The organism is Arthrobacter sp. alpha11c (assembly GCF_054149985.1).
The window spans coordinates 134,170-151,380 of sequence record NZ_CP196747.1; the positions used below are offsets into that span (position 1 = coordinate 134,170).

The 17,211-nt window shown below is 60.1% G+C and carries 11 protein-coding genes and 2 pseudogenes; 9 read left to right on the top strand and 4 right to left on the bottom strand.

What is annotated here, in order from left to right; translation table 11 throughout:
- The first annotated feature begins 400 nt into the window (after nt 1-400).
- From ACTAQJ_RS00620 to secA, 4 genes are all read left to right on the top strand, one after another.
- The gene (locus ACTAQJ_RS00620; RefSeq protein ID WP_498702130.1) at nt 401-649 is read left to right on the top strand and encodes a phosphoribosyltransferase family protein; all 249 of its coding nucleotides are present in this window, start codon (nt 401-403) and stop codon (nt 647-649) included.
- A gap of 143 nt (nt 650-792) precedes the next feature.
- Nucleotides 793-1,521: a ribosome hibernation-promoting factor, HPF/YfiA family gene (hpf, locus tag ACTAQJ_RS00625; protein WP_431115718.1), complete on the top strand. Its 729-nt coding sequence runs from the start codon at nt 793-795 to the stop codon at nt 1,519-1,521.
- Nucleotides 1,522-1,548: 27 nt separating this feature from the next.
- Nucleotides 1,549-2,838, top strand: coding sequence for a winged helix-turn-helix domain-containing protein (locus ACTAQJ_RS00630; RefSeq protein ID WP_431115717.1), 1,290 nt, complete (start codon nt 1,549-1,551; stop codon nt 2,836-2,838).
- Nucleotides 2,839-2,880: 42 nt separating this feature from the next.
- On the top strand, nt 2,881-5,622 hold the full coding sequence (gene secA, locus ACTAQJ_RS00635; protein WP_431115716.1) for a preprotein translocase subunit SecA: 2,742 nt from the start codon (nt 2,881-2,883) through the stop codon (nt 5,620-5,622).
- Nucleotides 5,623-5,751: 129 nt separating this feature from the next.
- On the opposite strand, the gene ACTAQJ_RS00640 is transcribed toward secA, so the two are convergent.
- On the bottom strand, nt 5,752-6,174 hold the full coding sequence (locus ACTAQJ_RS00640) for an Rv3235 family protein (RefSeq protein ID WP_498700014.1): 423 nt from the start codon (nt 6,172-6,174) through the stop codon (nt 5,752-5,754).
- A 161-nt stretch (nt 6,175-6,335) separates the two neighbouring features.
- Entirely contained in the window at nt 6,336-7,130 is a 795-nt protein-coding gene (locus ACTAQJ_RS00645) for a LysM peptidoglycan-binding domain-containing protein (protein WP_498700016.1), read from the bottom strand.
- A 145-nt stretch (nt 7,131-7,275) separates the two neighbouring features.
- Here ACTAQJ_RS00645 and ACTAQJ_RS00650 point away from each other — a divergent pair, with 145 nt between their 5' ends.
- Nucleotides 7,276-7,845 (top strand): hypothetical protein, encoded by a 570-nt coding sequence (locus tag ACTAQJ_RS00650; RefSeq protein ID WP_498700017.1) that lies wholly within the window; start codon nt 7,276-7,278, stop codon nt 7,843-7,845.
- A 30-nt stretch (nt 7,846-7,875) separates the two neighbouring features.
- On the opposite strand, the gene ACTAQJ_RS00655 is transcribed toward ACTAQJ_RS00650, so the two are convergent.
- Nucleotides 7,876-8,091 carry a helix-turn-helix domain-containing protein gene (locus tag ACTAQJ_RS00655; RefSeq protein WP_498700020.1) on the bottom strand — a complete coding sequence of 72 codons (216 nt, stop codon included), beginning with the start codon at nt 8,089-8,091 and terminating at the stop codon, nt 7,876-7,878.
- A 156-nt stretch (nt 8,092-8,247) separates the two neighbouring features.
- Between ACTAQJ_RS00655 and ACTAQJ_RS00660 the strand changes: the two genes are divergently transcribed.
- The 4 genes and pseudogenes from ACTAQJ_RS00660 (at nt 8,248) to ACTAQJ_RS00675 (ending at nt 16,609) form a co-directional block, all read left to right on the top strand.
- Nucleotides 8,248-8,892, top strand: coding sequence for a flagella basal body P-ring formation protein FlgA (locus ACTAQJ_RS00660; RefSeq protein WP_498700023.1), 645 nt, complete (start codon nt 8,248-8,250; stop codon nt 8,890-8,892).
- Nucleotides 8,889-10,193 (top strand): CpaE/TadZ family protein, encoded by a 1,305-nt coding sequence (locus tag ACTAQJ_RS00665; protein WP_498700024.1) that lies wholly within the window; start codon nt 8,889-8,891, stop codon nt 10,191-10,193. Before ACTAQJ_RS00660 ends, ACTAQJ_RS00665 begins: the two co-directional genes overlap by 4 nt.
- Nucleotides 10,194-10,250: 57 nt before the next feature.
- A pseudogene (locus ACTAQJ_RS00670) lies at nt 10,251-15,108 on the top strand (NAD-glutamate dehydrogenase).
- Between the two features lie 32 nt (nt 15,109-15,140).
- Nucleotides 15,141-16,609: pseudogene (locus tag ACTAQJ_RS00675) on the top strand (sensor histidine kinase).
- Nucleotides 16,610-16,711: 102 nt separating this feature from the next.
- On the opposite strand, the gene ACTAQJ_RS00680 reads toward ACTAQJ_RS00675, so the two are convergent.
- On the bottom strand, nt 16,712-16,960 hold the full coding sequence (locus ACTAQJ_RS00680) for a WhiB family transcriptional regulator (protein WP_003804966.1): 249 nt from the start codon (nt 16,958-16,960) through the stop codon (nt 16,712-16,714).
- Nucleotides 16,961-17,211 lie beyond the last annotated feature (251 nt).

Below are 17,211 nucleotides of genomic sequence, written 5' to 3' on the forward strand. Positions count from 1 at the left end.
TTCGCAGTCCCTGTTGTCGTTCAAGAGCCTCGGCCAGTGGCGACTGGCTGAGGTGTTGGCGCCCTGCCTCGGAAACGCAGTCCGGCTGGCCATTGGTGACCAGCCAGGGTTTTACGTTGTTCCTGTTCCCAGCAGCGGCAGGGCCTTCCGAAGCCGGGGTTTCAGCCCCGTACACGTTCTGCTCCGCTGCATGAAGAGACGAGGCATGTTGTCCCGTTACCCGGGTTTTATCGCCCTTGAGAAGACCGGGAGTCTCCTGGAAAACCAGTGGCTGGCCGCAATGTGCAAAGACCTGATCGGAAATGGCCTCAGGGCCATACTTGGCACGGAGGGGAGAGATGGTTCCACCGGCCAAAAGGGACTCGGCAGGGGTGAGCGTGCCAGGCGTGTCCGGGGTTCCATGAGGGTTCGGCCCCGCTACAGGGAAAAGATCCGCGGGCAAAGATGCCTGATTGTGGACGATGTTCTCACCACTGGAGCCACCCTTGCGGAGGCTGCCCGGGCTGTTTCTGCGGCCGGAGGGATAGTCTGCGGCGCCGTTGTTCTCGCGGCCACGAGGCCACCAGCCTACGCCTCGCACACCGACGGAGACGAGCCCCATGGTGGGGTTAAGACGCAAACAAAAAATAAGTGGCCAAAGGGTGAATAACTCGTGCCGATGAACTAACGTCGGTTGTGGGTACCAAGAACAGATGTACCTGTCGATAGCGGCTCGGAAAGGGGCTCGACTGTCCGTCAGACCAGCCCCCTACAGCGTCGTTGTCGTGTCACCTGAGTTATTTGGAGGGCACCATGGAGTTCATGATCAGCGGACGAAATCTGACAGTTTCTGACCGCTTTCGCGAATATGCCGGCGAGAAGATCTCAAAGATTGAATCGCTGGGGGACAAAGTCCAGCGAGTCGACGCCAAGGTTTCCAAGGAGACCAACCCCCGGCAAACGCCGGGACAGCTCACCGTTGAAGTGACAGTCCTGGGCCGAGGCCCTGTTATCCGTGCCGAGGCCACAGCCGCTGACAAATTTGCTGCCTTCGATCTTGCGTACAACAAGCTGCTTGAGCGGTTGCGTCGCGCAAAGGACAGGAAGAAGGTGCACCATGGGCGACACACGCCCAAGGCCGTTCGGGAAGCAACGGCCTCCCTTGAGCCCGCGAGTGCCAGCGAGCCAATTTACGTAGAGGCCAACAGCCACCAGGAGCCTGCACCGCAGGCCGATGAGCGGTCGCCCTACGAGATCGAGAACGACATTCCAGCGGGAGATTCACCCGTTTTGATCCGTCGGAAGGTTTTCCCTGCAGCATCCCTCACGCTCGATGATGCAGTGGACAACATGGAACTGGTGGGACACAACTTCTACCTGTTCCTGGATAAGGAAACCAATGCGCCCTCGGTTGTGTACCGGCGCAGTGGCTGGACTTATGGTGTCATAACCCTGGACTCCACCTGCGAGCCCGGCGAGGAAGCCGTGGAGGAGAAGATCCACGCGTACCGCTCGGATGACCAGGCGGCCACCGCCAAGTAAGGCTTGATCGCACGTGAAAGGACTTCAATGACCGCTTCGCTGAGCCTGTCACAGGCACGGCGGATCGCATTGGCAGCCCAAGGATTGGCGAAAGTCCGGCCCGCCGGCCCCGTGACCGCACGGGCGGTGGGCCGGACCTTTGCCCGGATCCAGCTTGTCCAGATCGACTCCGTGAATGTGCTGGCCCGGAGCCACTATCTGCCATTCTTTTCCCGTCTGGGAAACTATGATCCGGCAATCCTTCACTCCATGGCAGTCCGAAAACCACGCAAGATGATGGAGTACTGGGCTCACGAGGCCAGTTATATCCGTCCGGAACATTTTCCCGACCTGCTTCTCTGGCAAAAGCGGGCGTGGGTGGGTGCTCATCACTTGGAGCCCGCGGTGCGTATTGCCATGGAGGAACGAATCCTCGCAGCCCTGGAGGCCGGGCCGCCGATGACGGCGTCTGCCTTGACTGCACAACTTGGGCACACCCAGGACCCCGAAAGCGGAAATTGGGGCTGGAACTGGAACACCGTGAAGCGCGTTCTGGAGCACCTGTTTGAAGAGGGCCGCGTTTCGGCAGCTTCGCGTACACCCCAATTCGAACGCCTCTACACACTTACTTCCAGGGTTCTGCCGGGTTCGCTAGACGGTGGGATGGATGCCGATGCTGCCCTTGACCGGCTCATGGATGCAGCCGCCATGGCCCACGGCATCGGAACGGTCCGGTGTTTTGCCGACTATTTTCGGACCCCGCTGAAGGCCGGGGAGGCGTCGGTGCAGCGACTTCTCCAGGCAGGCCGGCTGGAGCGCGTTTCCGTTCGCGGTTGGGACCGGGAAACCTACCGGCACATCGAGGCCAGATTGCCACGCAGGGCCGAAGGCCGGGCGCTGCTGAGCCCTTTTGACTCGCTGGTCTTCGAGCGGCGGCGCCTGGAAGAGTTGTTCGGATTCCACTATCGGATTGAGATCTACACGCCCGCTGCCAAGCGCCGTTTCGGCTACTATGTTTTGCCCTTCCTGCTCAGGGAAGGCATCGTGGCTCGGGTCGATTTGAAGGCAGACAGGGCCGCAGGCCAACTCTTGGTTCGGTCCGCCTTTGGTGAGCCGGGAGCGCCACCCGATACCGCCGTCGAGCTTTCCGCCGAATTGTGGCTCATGGCCCAGTGGCTCGGCCTTCAGGAAGTTGTTGTGTGGCCGGTGGGGGATCTCTCGGGTCCACTCTCCGAGGCAGTGGCCTGGGGACCTATCGGGCCTTGTGAACCCGATGGGCAAAGCAGTCCGCTCACAGGGGAACCGGATAACGTGGCGATACTCTCTCCCGTAGACTGAAACAGCCAGAATTCGGCAGCATGAGACTGGGAGCAATTTCACGTGGCATCACTAATCGAAAAACTTCTCCGCACGGGTGACAAGAAAACACTCAGGCAACTGCGGAACTATGCCGATTCCATCAATGCCCTGGAAGACTCTTTCAAGACGTTCTCTGACGCTGAACTTCGGGAGGAAACGGACCGTCTGCGCTCCCGGCACCAGGACGGCGAGACCTTGGACGCTCTCCTGCCGGAGGCATTTGCAGCAGTCCGCGAGGCCTCATCCCGAACGCTGGGCATGCGGCACTTTGACGTGCAGCTCATGGGTGGCGCAGCCCTCCATCTGGGCAACATCGCCGAGATGAAAACCGGTGAAGGCAAGACCCTCGTGGCAACTGCCCCGGCATACCTCAATGCCCTAACGGGCAACGGCGTCCACGTGGTCACGGTGAATGATTACCTTGCCGAATACCAGTCCGAGCTCATGGGACGTGTCTACCGCTTCCTTGGCCTCACAAGCGGCTGCATCCTCTCCAACCAGGATCCGTCCGTGCGTCGGCAGCAATACGCGGCAGACATCACCTACGGGACAAACAACGAATTTGGCTTCGACTATTTGCGCGACAACATGGCCTGGGACGCCAGTGAGCTCGTTCAGCGGGGCCACAACTTCGCCATTGTGGATGAAGTTGACTCGATTCTGATTGACGAAGCGCGTACCCCCCTCATCATCTCGGGCCCGGCCCAAGGCGACACAAACCGCTGGTTTAGCGAATTCGCGAAGGTCGTACTCCGACTTCAACCGGAGGCTGACTACGAAGTCGACGAGAAGAAGCGGACTGTTGGTGTCTTGGAAGCCGGAATTGAAAAGGTGGAGGACTACCTCGGTATCCAGAACCTGTACGAATCGGCCAACACACCGCTCATTGGTTTCCTGAATAACGCCATCAAGGCGAAGGAACTCTTCAAGCGCGATAAGGATTACGTCATCCTCGACGGCGAGGTCCTGATTGTTGACGAGCACACAGGCCGTATCCTGGCCGGGCGACGATACAACGAAGGCATGCACCAGGCCATCGAGGCCAAGGAAAACGTCGAGATCAAGGCCGAAAACCAGACTCTGGCAACGGTAACGCTGCAGAACTACTTCCGCATGTATTCCAAGCTGTCCGGCATGACGGGTACGGCCGAGACCGAGGCAGCCGAGTTCATGAGCACGTACAAACTCGGAGTTGTGCCCATCCCTACCAACCGGGACATGCAGCGCATCGACCAATCGGACCTCGTCTACAAGAACGAGATCGTCAAGTTTGACGCCGTCGTCAAAGACATCGCGGAACGCCACGAAAAGGGCCAGCCCGTACTGGTTGGCACCACCAGCGTTGAGAAGAGCGAATATCTCTCCAAGCTGCTGGCAAAAGAAGGAATCCGCCACGAGGTCCTGAACGCCAAGAACCACGCACGGGAAGCCTCGATCGTGGCTCAGGCCGGACGTAAGGGTGCCGTCACAGTGGCAACCAATATGGCAGGCCGCGGTACCGACATCATGCTTGGTGGCAACGCCGAATTCACTGCTATCGCAGACCTCGCCAAGAGGGGCCTGGACCCGGAGGAGAACTCGGAAGAGTACGAGGCAGCATGGCCCGAGGCACTCGCAGCGGCCAAGCAAGCGGTTAAGGACGAGCACGAGGAAGTATTGGACCTTGGCGGCCTCTACGTGCTGGGCACCGAGCGCCACGAGTCCCGCCGGATTGATAATCAGCTGCGGGGCCGCTCCGGACGTCAGGGCGATCCCGGGGAATCCCGTTTCTACCTTTCACTGACCGATGACCTCATGAGGCTGTTCAATTCCGGTGCTGCCGAGCGGCTCATGAACAGTTCTGTGCCCGACGACGTCGCGCTGGAATCAAAGCTTGTTTCCCGTGCCATTGCCTCGGCTCAAGGTCAGGTGGAAGCCCGCAACGCGGAGCAGCGCAAGAACGTCCTCAAGTACGACGACGTTTTGAACCGCCAGCGCGAAGCGATCTACGGGGACCGTCGTCGGATCCTGGAAGGCGATGACCTCCACGAAAAAGTTCAGTTCTTCCTGGAAGACACCATCAACGCCCTTATTGAAGCCGCCACGGCAGAAGGCAACGGCGATGACTGGGACTTCAACCAGCTCTGGTCCAACCTGAAGACGCTTTATCCGGCCACCGTAACTGCCCAGGAAATCATTGATGAAGCCGGCGGTAAGTCCAGGGTCACTGCCGAATTCCTCAAGGAAGAGATCCTCTCTGACGCGCGGCTTGTGTACCAGGCCCGTGAAGAAGCCATTGGCTCTGAAAGTATGCGCGAGCTGGAGCGCCGGGTAGTTCTGTCGGTGCTTGGGCGTAAATGGCAAGAACACCTGTACGAGATGGACTACCTCAAAGAGGGCATCGGGCTGCGGGCCATGGCCCAACGCGATCCGCTGGTGGAGTACCAGCGCGAAGGCTTCGTGATGTTCCAAAGCATGATGGAAGCCATTCGTGAGGAAAGCATTGGCTTCCTCTACAACCTTGAAGTTGAGGTGACCCCCGCCGAAGATGTCGTTGTTGCCGACGATACTGCGGCAGGTGCACACACCGAGCACCACGATCCCCAGATCCGTGCTGCAGGTCTGGAGACACCCGAGAAGCCTGCGCAATTGCAGTACACAGCCCCAGGCGAGGACGGTGCGAGCCAGACCCGCATCGAAGGTCGCTCCTCGGGCCGATCCGGTAATCCTGCCAAGGCAGCCACCCAGGAGCAGCGCAAAACTGCCAAGAAGAAGCGACGCTGATCTCGTCCCTTATGAGAAAGGACCCCGGACACATGTCCGGGGTCTTTTTCGAAGATCGGCCGACTCCTGGTCGAGGCAACCTGCTGGGCTTACGGGTGCCTAATGACACGTGCCTAGCCAACCTGGTGCCTAGCCAATCTCCAAGGCGGTGACCTGCCACGTCCCGTCGGAGTGTTCCAACCTCATGGCAATAGCGCGCGAGCGCTGCTCCTCAGAGACGACGATGCTGACCTCGTAGATGGAGTCTGAAATCGCGCAAGCCCGGACGGAACGGACCATTGGGCTTCTGTGAACCTGTAACGAGCCGCGGGTACGTGAAGCGTGTTCGCGGGTAAGGGCGGCCCGATGCTGGAGCGAAAGAAAGCATTGCGCATCGAGGGATCTGGACAGCTGGAGAACGGACCTTGTCCCGGCAAGTACCTCGACTGCAGCTTGGGCGATGCTTCGCGCCACTAACCTTACGTCAAGGGTAGAAGCATCGGCTCCGGCATTCGTTGCGGAACGTTTGGTTCTTTGGCGGTCTGCGTGGCGGCGTGCAGTTACAACAGTCATGGTCAATCCTCATGAGTTCACTCTGTGAGCCGTTGCGCGGGCATCGCTTGGCTCAGGTTGCTACGTCTGGGATGACAATGGGACTGGTCTTACGTCTTGAACGAGTGCCCCTGAGTGGGTGCCGTCCATTACAGTCGGATTCTTTACGTGCGGCGAGGACCTTAGCCCGGCGTTGGGGGCTGCAGTACTTGCCCCGGGCGCAAGGTCGCAGGGTCGTTGCCAATGATCCTTCGGTTGGCTGAATACCAGCTCGGCCAATGGAGAGCGATGTCAACGTCTGTCGCGAAGGGTCCGAGGTTGTCTGCGGCAATGGACCACAGCGTGTCACCCGGCTTGACGACAACGCTCGACTCAGCGGGGTGTTCAAACGTCATGTCCCGAGAGCCTGGGCGCGACAGGAGGCCGGGCTCAACCATGGGAGGATGTGGCTGCCAGGCAGGCCCTCGCCGGCTTGCGTCGTGGCTTTCTTCGGTGCTTCGTGCTGGAGTCATTCCCATAGCGGGCAGGGGTCCTTGTGCGCCAGCTGTTGGATGCCACGCTGCCGTGCCTGTGGCGCCACTGGCAGTGGCTTGCCATTGAGGTCCGGGCGTTGCGGCGGCCTGTGCAGCCTGAATTCCAAGGAAATTCAGGCTTAGAAGGGCAAGCGCCAGCCTCAGCATGAAGCCTGGACTGAACTTGGCGATGACGTTGGCGCTGCCGCTCCTTCCCGCGCCATGCAGAACTGCTGCCCAAGCTGCGAGGCCAAGTGAGAGGATCCACCAAGACACAATGGCAATTCCCGACGCGCTGGATGCAAGGGCGAGGAGGTGGTCGAACGTACCTCTCTGCCCGTGGGCTGTATCCACCTGCCATTGCCCCACGAGGTTCTGCCCAACGATTAGCAGCAAAAGTCCCAACGCGAGGAGCACGGCGGCCAAGGTGGCATCGTGGCGGATCCTTGATGGATCGCTGCTCATTCTTACCCTTTCGGCTCTTTAATGCTGTTTGATGTCATTTGATGCTGTTTGCCAATTCTGAGCACAGTCGAAGGGCTTTGTCCAATCATGACGGGAAAATCCAATTGCAGTTGGCGCCACGCGCTACGGGTCCTATTGTGACGATATGAGATGGGACTCTCTTTTTGAAGATCTGGAAGCGCAGTTTTCTGCTGAGCGCACCTTGGTCCGTGAATCGGAAATATCCGAACGTGTGCGGGTCGAGCTTGCCGGTCTGGACCTGGCGGACAGGCTTCGGGGCGTCGCCGGAGCTGAGATCACTTTGGTGCTGAACAGCGGTATTTCTCTCCAAGGGACCCTGGGCCACATTGGTGGGGACTGGTTTGTGTTGATCGACAACGGACGGCAATGGCTCATTCCATGCGCATCGGTAAGTCATTACGACGGCCTGGGAAGATTGGCCAGGAAGCCTGTTACCCAGGTTCAAAGTTCGCTAAGGCTTGCCAGCGCACTCCGGGGGCTCTCCCGAGACAGGGCGCCGGTGACAGTGGTCCTGGCCAACGGTCCGGGCGGAGACCACAGGCTCCATGGTGTCATCGACAGGGTTGGACGGGACCATTTCGATTTTGCCGATACGCGGGGCGAGGTGCGGCGGGGCAATGCAGTGGCGGCCGTGAGGACTATTCCCTTTTCATCGCTCGCGGCCCTGTGCTCAAGCGGGAACCACGGACTCTAGCCGTTCATAGGTCTCTTTGGCCCCTCAACGCTAACTCGACTTGGACTTGGCTTCTTCAATCATGCGGCTGGCCTCGGCATACCGCTCCTCGATGTATTGCTCCAGCATCTTTTCCTCGATGCGCCATTGCCCGCGTCCTCCGACCTGAATGGCTTTCAACTCACCGCTGCGTACCAGGGCATAGGCCTGCGGCGAATTTATCTGCAGTTGTTCGGCGATGTCCGCCAGAGTCAGGAATCGGGGCATGCGACTATTTTGGCACCTGTTGGCACCATTTGGCACAGTTATCCACAATTTCCCCTGATTTGGAGTTCTTGACTTTGGCTTGCGCCGGGTCACGGCAACAATGAAGAGGCGGCGCGGGTAACCATGCCATGAAACTTCAATGGGGGAGCAGGAAAAATGGATCCGAGTACAGGCGTCGCCGGCAACAGGTTGAAGAAGCCGTCCTGGAAGGATCCACGACTCCTGGTGGGCGTGTTGCTCATGCTTGTATCCGTCGCCGGAGTCATCTCAGTTGTCAGTACAGCTGATCGGACCACACAGGTTTATGCCGCACGGGAGGGTATTGCGGTTGGCCAAACCGTGAGGCCCGAGGATCTAACCGTCGTCCAGGTTCGCTTGGACGACGTCGAGTCCGGCTACCTAACCGTGGAGGGCGGAATTGCCCAGGGCAAGGTGGCGCTACAGAGAATTGAGAAGGACCAACTCGTTCCCCGGAAGAGCCTCGGCCAGGCTGACGTCCTGAACCGGAAGCCTGTTGCCATATCAATGGAGGAGTCGCTTCCAGCGCAGGCAGTTCCCGGTGCGAAAGTGGACGTCTGGGTCGCCATGCCTGGCTCGCAAAACGCTTTTGAAGAACCACAGTTGTTGCTGCCCGGTGCTGAAATCGCAGAGGTAACAGCGGGTTCCGGTGCTCTCGGTGCCTCAAAGACAACGGTCGTGCTGGTGCTGGTCACGGACAGGCAGATGCCCAAGCTGCTGGGTGCCAAGGCCAACGCCGCCAAGGTATCTGTGGTTTGGAACCCCGCGGGCATCAGTCAATGAGTATCCCGGTCATAACTGTTGGCCAGGCACAGGAAGCGGTGGTTGGTGGGCTGGAACGCTTGCATGGCCCCGTCACGGTGGTCCGCCGGTGTTCAGAGCTTGCGGAGTTGATGGCCGCCTGCCAAAGCGGCCTTGCCCTGGCGGCAGTCGTTGCCGAAGGCTGTGAAGAACTAACCGCTACATTGGTGGACCGGCTGGCTGCCGTAGGTGTGTCCATTCTCGCTCTGACTGTGGACCCCGCGGAGGTCTCGAGGCTCACCGCCATTGGTGTAGTAACAGCGTCCACTGATATTGAGCCCTCAGCCCTTGCCATGAGGATTTCCGACGCAGTGGGCCGCCACGGTGGGCCCGTTGGCACCCGCAAGTCTCCAGACGCCGGTTTCGCAGACTCATCTGCGGGATTCCAGTTGGCGCCGGAAACGCGAGAACCCGAAGCGGCCGGCTCGGGGAGGGTGATAGCCGTGTGGGGACCAACAGGCGCGCCGGGAAGAACTCTGGTTGCGGTAAACATGGCTGCCGAGTTGGCGGCCGAAGGCAAGTCCGTGATTCTAGTGGATGCTGACAGCTACGGTGCGAGCGTATCGGCCATGCTGGGGCTGTTGGAAGAGTCGGCTGGCCTCGCCCAGGCCTGCAGGCTCGCTGACCAAGGTTTGCTGGATTCGGAGGCCCTGGACCGGGCTGCTACGTCTGTCTTCATCAAAAGTGGTGGATTCCGAGTACTCACTGGAACCACAAGGGCGGACCGCTGGACTGAACTGAGGGCCTCTGCGCTCTCGATTGTCCTTGAAAGGGCCAAGCAGGTGGCGGAGGTAGTTGTCGTGGACACCGGTTTCTGCCTGGAAGCGGACGAGGAACTGAGCTTTGACACTATGGCGCCACGCCGCAATGGCGCTACCTTGCGCAGCTTGGAGCTGGCAGACGAGGTTTTTGCGGTGGGGGCTGCGGACGCGATCGGCGTCCCACGGTTGGTCCGTGGCCTGGCCGAGCTCGAAGCTGCGGTTCCACAGGCAACGCCACGCGTGCTCCTCAATAAGGTAAAACGGGCGTCGGCGGGCCGTTCGCCCAGGCAGCAGTTATCCGAGGCCTGGGAGCGCTTCGGCCCTGGCCATGGCGTTGATGCCTACTTACCTGCAGACGCGGAAGCGTGCGATGCCGCGCTGTTGTCGGGGTCTGTCCTGTTGGAATCATCGCCCGACTCTCCCTTGCGTAAAGCCATTGCCGGGTTGGTCTGTGCACCTATCCAGCAAAATCAGAAATCCCTTGGCCGATCTTCCAGAGCCTTCGGTCTGCTTAAGCGCTAGGCTCGCCATGTGGGCTGCAGAGTCGCAGCAATCAACATGTGATGGAGGCGTTTGTAGATGTCGTCAGGATCCAGCGTGGAGGATCGGTCCGATGCAGCAGTTGTCCGTGAGGGGTTCTTCGGTGACTACTATGAGCATCTCGCAGAGGAGGACTCCCGGGCGTATGCGCCTGAGCTGCTGATTTCGCGGGCAAACACACACAGGAAAGTTGCGCAGTCCCGGCGACCCGGAAATGCCATTGTGGAAATCGGCGTCGAGGCTGACCGAAACGTTGTCTACATCGTTACTGATGACATGCCGTTCCTGGTTGATTCCGTCAACGCCGAACTCGTTCGCCAAAACTGCGCCATCCGGCTGGTGATGCACCCGCTTTTCGTGGTTACCCGTGACCGGGTCTCGGGCGAGCTCAGCAACGTTTCCAGGGTCCCGTCAAATATCGGCATCTCCAGTGGCGACACCGCGGCACTGCCCAGCGTCGCCCACCTCCTCGGCGACAACGACAACTCCTCGCACATGGAGTCTTGGATCGCCGTCGAAATTGACCGCGTCAGCGAGGAAGCCCGCGCAGAATTGGTTGCCGGCCTCCAACGCGTCCTCGGAGATGTTCGCGCCGCCGTTGAAGACTGGCCGAAAATGCGTAGCAAGGCACTGGAACTTGCAGAAGCGCTTGGAGGCGTCTCGCACCCGGAGCAGATTGCCGAGCTCAGGCAGGCGCAGGACCTTTTGCGCTGGCTGGATGACGGCAACTTCACGTTCCTCGGGTACCGCGAATACGACCTCGTGAACGAAGACGGTGAAGACGTCCTGGAACTTCGTGAGGACAGCGGACTGGGCTTGCTCCGCGCTGGCGACAACACCCGGCAGATCCAGCACCTCACGGACGCCGGCCGCAAGCGCGCCCGTGAAAAGCGGGCACTGGTGATCACAAAGGCCAACTCCCGCTCAACCGTCCACCGTCCGGCATACCTGGACTACATCGGCGTCAAGAGCTTCGACGCAGCGGGGAACGTCAATGGTGAGCGGCGCTTTATCGGTCTTTTCGCCACAAGTGCCTACACCGGATCGGTCCGCAACATTCCCATTGTCCGGGACAAGGTCGATGCGGTTTTGCGTAACGCAGGCTTCCCAATGGATTCACACTCGGGCAAGGACCTCCTGGGTATCCTGGAAACATACCCCCGCGACGAACTGTTCCAAATCGAAATCCCGGACCTTGCGGCCACGGCCACCGGGATCCAGCGACTCCAGGAACGGCGCCGGACCAAGCTTTTCCTGCGCCCCGACATTTACGGACGTTTCATGTCCGCAGTCGTATACCTGCCGCGTGATCGGTACACCACGAGTGTCAGGCTCCGTATTGAGCAGGAACTACGCGAGACCTTCCAGGCCGAGAGCATTGACTACGAAGCTAGGATCACCGAGTCGGCCCTTGCACGCGTCTTCTTCAGGATCAGGCTGCCACGCACCGCGGAACTTGCCGAAGTCAACGTAGAAGAACTCGAACACCGGCTGATGCGTGCCTCAAGGTCCTGGAGCGAAGGCATCGCCGAGGTACTTCGTGAGAACCGTCCCGCGGAGAGCGCTGACGTACTGTCCGCCCTGTGGGCTGAGGCATTCCCTCCCGGTTACCGCGTCGACTACGAGGTTGAAGACGCGCTGGAGGACATCGAACGGTTTGAAAAGTATGGAGCCCAGGCCGAACGGGCAGGGGAAGCGAGCAAGGAACTCCGCCCCGGCGTGCACGTGTACCTTCCCGAAGGTGCCGGTGACGCATTGGAGGAGGATGCTCGGGTCAAGCTCTACTTGATGGAGCCCAAGAGCCTGAGCCAGATCCTTCCTTACTTCCACAACCTTGGCCTCGAAGTCCTGGACGAACGGCCCTTCGAAATCGAAACCGCGGATCACCGCGACTTTTTCCTGTATGACCTTGGGCTGAAGTACCCGGCTGGCATAGACCCGCTCGCCACCGGAGATCTCCTGGCTGACTCATTTGGTGCTGCAGTCACAGGGGCCGTCGAGTCTGACAACTTTGACCGCCTTGTGCTCCGTGAAGGCATGCACTGGCGCCAAGTGGTGGTCCTCCGGGCCTACGCCAAGTACATGCGCCAGATGGGCAATACCAACTCCTTTGGGTTCATCGCCGATACCCTCTTGGCCAATCCGGATGTTGCACGGGGTCTGACCGTCCTGTTTGCCGCCCGCTTTGATCCCAGCGTCGAGGAAAGCAAGCGTCCCCAACAGCAAGGTGCCGCAAGAGCTGCCCTGGCAGAAGCTATCGAGCAAGTAGCCACCTTGGACGCGGACCGCGTGCTTCGGACCTTCGTCAACCTCATTGAGTCCACGTTGCGCACCAACTTCTTCCAAAACAAGGGATACCTGAGCTTCAAGCTGGATCCCACCACCATCGATGGTTTGCCGTTCCCGCGCCCCATGTTCGAAATCTGGGTTTACTCTCCGCGGGTGGAGGGCGTCCACCTCCGCTTTGGCAAGGTGGCGCGTGGTGGTCTTCGCTGGTCCGATCGCAGGGAGGATTTCCGTACTGAAATCCTGGGCCTGGTGAAGGCGCAGACCGTGAAGAACGCGGTGATCGTACCCACCGGCGCCAAGGGTGGCTTCTTCGCGAAGAAGCTGCCCAACCCCGCAGTTGACCGCGCCGCCTGGATGGCCGAGGGGGTTGAAAGCTATAAGACCTTCATTCGCGGCTTGTTGGACATCACTGACAACCTCGTTACCACAGCGGAGGGCGAACGGCTTGTGCCGCCGTCGGACGTTGTTCGCCACGACGGCGATGATTCCTACCTGGTGGTGGCAGCCGACAAGGGAACGGCGACGTTCTCAGACACAGCCAACGGGTTGGCTGCCGAATATGGATTCTGGCTTGGTGACGCCTTCGCATCAGGTGGATCCGTAGGCTATGACCACAAGGCCATGGGTATCACCGCCCGCGGCGCCTGGGAGTCAGTGAAGAGGCACTTCAGTGAACTCGACCTCGACACCCAGACCGAAGAGTTCAGCGTCGTCGGCGTGGGCGACATGTCAGGTGACGTTTTCGGCAACGGCATGTTGCTTTCGCGCCACATCCGGCTCGTGGCGGCATTTGACCACCGTCATATCTTCCTGGATCCCAACCCGGACACGGCCGCATCGTACGCGGAGAGGCAGAGGCTCTTTGAGCTCCCGCGGTCTTCGTGGGATGACTATGATCGGACCCTCATCAGCGAAGGGGGTGGCGTCTACCCACGTCAAGCCAAGACAATCCCCGTGTCAGAACAAGCACGAAAGGCCCTGGGGTTGCCGGACGGAACCACCCAGCTGAGCCCTCCCGAATTGCTTCGGGCAATCCTGCTTGCCCCCGCGGACCTTTTGTACAACGGTGGCATCGGCACTTACGTCAAGGCCAGCACGGAGACACATGCTGCTGTAGGGGACAAAGCCAATGACGCCATCCGTGTGGACGGCAAGGACCTCCGTGTCAAGGTAGTCGGTGAGGGCGGCAACCTGGGGTTGACCCAGCGTGGACGTATTGAAGCCGCATTGCAGGGTGTCATCCTTAATACGGATGCGATTGATAACTCGGCGGGCGTTGACTGCTCCGACCACGAGGTCAATATCAAGATCTTCGTTGACCGTATGGTGGCGGCCGGGAAGCTTGAGGCGGCAGAACGCGCAGCATTCCTGGCTGACATGACCGAGGAAGTCGGCCGCCTGGTCCTGCAGGACAACATCGACCAAAACATCCTGCTCCGTTAACGACCGCACCCGGGTTGCGGACTGGAGCCCCAGCTACGAGCGCCTGATGGACTGGCTGGAAAAATCAGCCGACCTCAAGCGTGACCTGGAGGCACTGCCCACTACCGAGACGCTGCGCCAGCGCCTGGAACAGGGCCAGGGGCTGACGTCTCCCGAGCTGTCTGTCCTGGCCGCTTACGCGAAGATCGAGTTGGCGGGTGCCCTCCGGGACAGCAACCTGGCCGACGACCCCTGGTTCAAGGAGACGATCCGGGCCTACTTCCCGAAGCAGTTGCGGGAGAGGTTCGACGCCGAACTGGACACCCATCCGCTGCGGCGCGAAATCATCGCTACGGTGGTGGCCAACGACATCATCAACCTCGGTGGCATCACTTTCGCCTTCCGGGCGATCGAAGAAACGTCGGCCAATGAGGTGGCGGTAGCCAAGGCATTCGTGGCGTTGCGGGAAATCTACGATCTCGATCCGATGGTTGAGGAATTGAATGCCCTTCCGGCATCGTTCCCCACCGAGCACTGGAGCGAAGTCCATCTGGATGTCCGCCGGCTCCTGGACCGCGCAGTCCGATGGGTGCTCGGGCAGGGCATGGCGTCCCGGCCGATTGCCGACGTCGTGAAGTCGTTCAAGCCCATGATGGCGCCGCTTCGGGCCAAACTGCTGGACTACCTACGTGGCGATGACAAAGTTCGGATCACCGGCTGGCTGGAAAAGGCCCGCGGCTGGGAGTTGCCGGATCACCTGGCGCACAGGTGGGCGGAGCTGTTCGAGAGCTATGCGTTGCTGGACATCGCAAGGATTGCCCAGACCGGGACCAACAGCGTCGAGGAAGTGGCGCATGTCTACTACACGGTGTTCAACCGCTTCCACGTGGACTCGCTGCTGGAACGGATCAGCGCACTGCCCCGCGACGACCGCTGGCAGGCACTTGCCCGTGCGGCGCTCCGGGACGACCTCTACTCAACCGTCGCAGATATGACGACGTCGGTTCTTGAGTCGAGCACGCCCGGCACCCCTGCCGAGGATCGCCTAAGGGCATGGGAAGGCCTGAATGCCGAACAACTCGGACGGGCGAAGACCATGTTTGATGAGGTCAATTCCCTCGAAGCCGATGACATGGCTTCACTATCGGTAGCATTAAGGCTCTTGAGGTCAATCGTTCGACGCTAGGGGCAGGTCCCAGCGTCGCAAATGGAGGTGCAGTGGCAATCTTTACAGACCCCATCAGGGAACACGCTGATTTCGGGCCTGGAGATGCTGAATGGCTGCACCTCCTGGTAGGCGATTGGCAAATGGTCGCCGACCTGGCGTTTGCGGACCTCGCCTTGTGGTTTCCGCATCCGGAGTTTGGGTACATCGCCCTCGCCCACGTACGTCCGTCAACATCGCATACGGTGTTTCACGCGGACTTCGTGGGTGAGGGCATCCGCTCGGATCTTCGTCCACTCGTGGAAAAGGCCTGGAACAGCCGCTCCATTGAGCGCTCCAGTGAAACCAGCTGGAGCAGCGAGATGGCGCTGCGTGTCGAAGCCGTGCCGATGGTTCGCAACGGCAGGACCCTCGCCGTTGTCACCTCCCATATGGACCTGTCCAGTTCCCGTATGCCATCCAGGCTGGAACTCACGTATCGGCAATGCGCATACGACCTCCTTCGCATGGGAACTCTCGGGTTGTGGCCTGACTTCGCATCGCCAACGGGATCCCGCAGAGGTGCCCCGCGTGTAGGGGACGGACTCATCCGGCTCGACGCCGAAGGCATTGTGCAGTACGCAAGCCCCAATGGCGTGTCTGCTTTCCGGCGCCTGGGCGAGGTCGAGTCCCTGGAAGGACGTTCCCTCGCTGAAGTGACAGCCGGATTGCTGAAGGATCGGCGCATGGTGGACGAGACACTGCCGTTGGTTGTCACGGGCCGAATGCCATGGCGCAGCGAGATTGAGTCCAGGGGGGTCAGCCTTTCCCTGCGTGCCATTCCTTTGCGCGACGAGCAACATCGCTTTGGTGCCCTTGTTTTGTGCCGCGATGTGTCCGAATTGAGGCGCCGCGAAATGGAGCTGGTCACCAAGGACGCGACGATCCGGGAGATCCACCACCGGGTCAAGAACAACCTCCAGACCGTTGCTGCCCTGCTGCGTATGCAGTCCCGACGGATGGTCAGCGACGAAGCAAAACAGGGACTGGAACAGGCCATGCGGCGCGTGGCTACCATCGCGCTTGTTCACGAGACACTGTCCCAAGGTCTGACTCAAAGCGTCGACTTCGATGAACTTATTGGGCGCCAGTTCAGGCTTTCTGCCGAAGTCGCTTCACCTTCCCAGCAAGTACGCACCGAAAGGTCCGGATGTTCGGCGAACTGCCCAGCGATTTCGCCACGCCCCTGGCCCTGGTCATCAACGAACTGGTCACGAACGCTGTTGAGCACGGTTTGGAGGGACGGACGGGCACTGTTTGGTTGCTGGCTGACCGTGCAGCGGGAGACGGAAATGACGAGTTCTTGACAGTGACAATTGCCGATGACGGCGTTGGGTTGCCGGACGGGCAATATACGGAAGGCCTGGGTCTGCAGATTGTGCGTACCCTGGTTACAAGTGAGCTTGGGGGATCCATTCAATGGAGCCCACGGGACGGTGGCGGTACCGCCGTCGAAATTGTCCTGAATCTCGCGCGCGCATAGCGACTTCCTTAGGTGTAGGGGTTTAGCAGGTAGCCGTATTAAACGCAGAAGGCCGCGGACCATGTGGTCCGCGGCCTTCTGCGTTTGGTGCTTGTCTGCCTGCTAAGAAGCGCGCCGGGCTCGTGCTGCGCGACGCTTGAGTGCGCGGCGTTCGTCCTCGCTCATGCCACCCCAGACGCCTGCATCCTGGCCGGACTCAAGAGCCCACTGAAGGCAAGTGTCCACAACGGGGCACCGGCGGCAAACGCTCTTTGCTTCCTCAATCTGCAGAAGTGCTGGTCCCGTGTTGCCGACTGGGAAAAAGAGCTCCGGGTCCTTGTCGAGGCAGGCTGCGCGATTACGCCAATCCATGCTGATCAGTCACTCCATTCGTGAGAACTAGTTTGAGCCTTTTGTGAAAACATTCACGAGAGGCTCCAAAGGAAAGGGGCCCGCATGGGCCCCCTTGGTCGTCTGAGTCAAGCGTTTCATGTTAACGCCTTGTAAACAAGGGGTATTAGTCGTTGAAATGCCCTGAATCCGTGAGCGATGCATCACATCAGCCGCCAGTGCCCTCACTGCTAGATGACTATGTCCGGTAGTGTGCCAGTGTGTCAAGACCT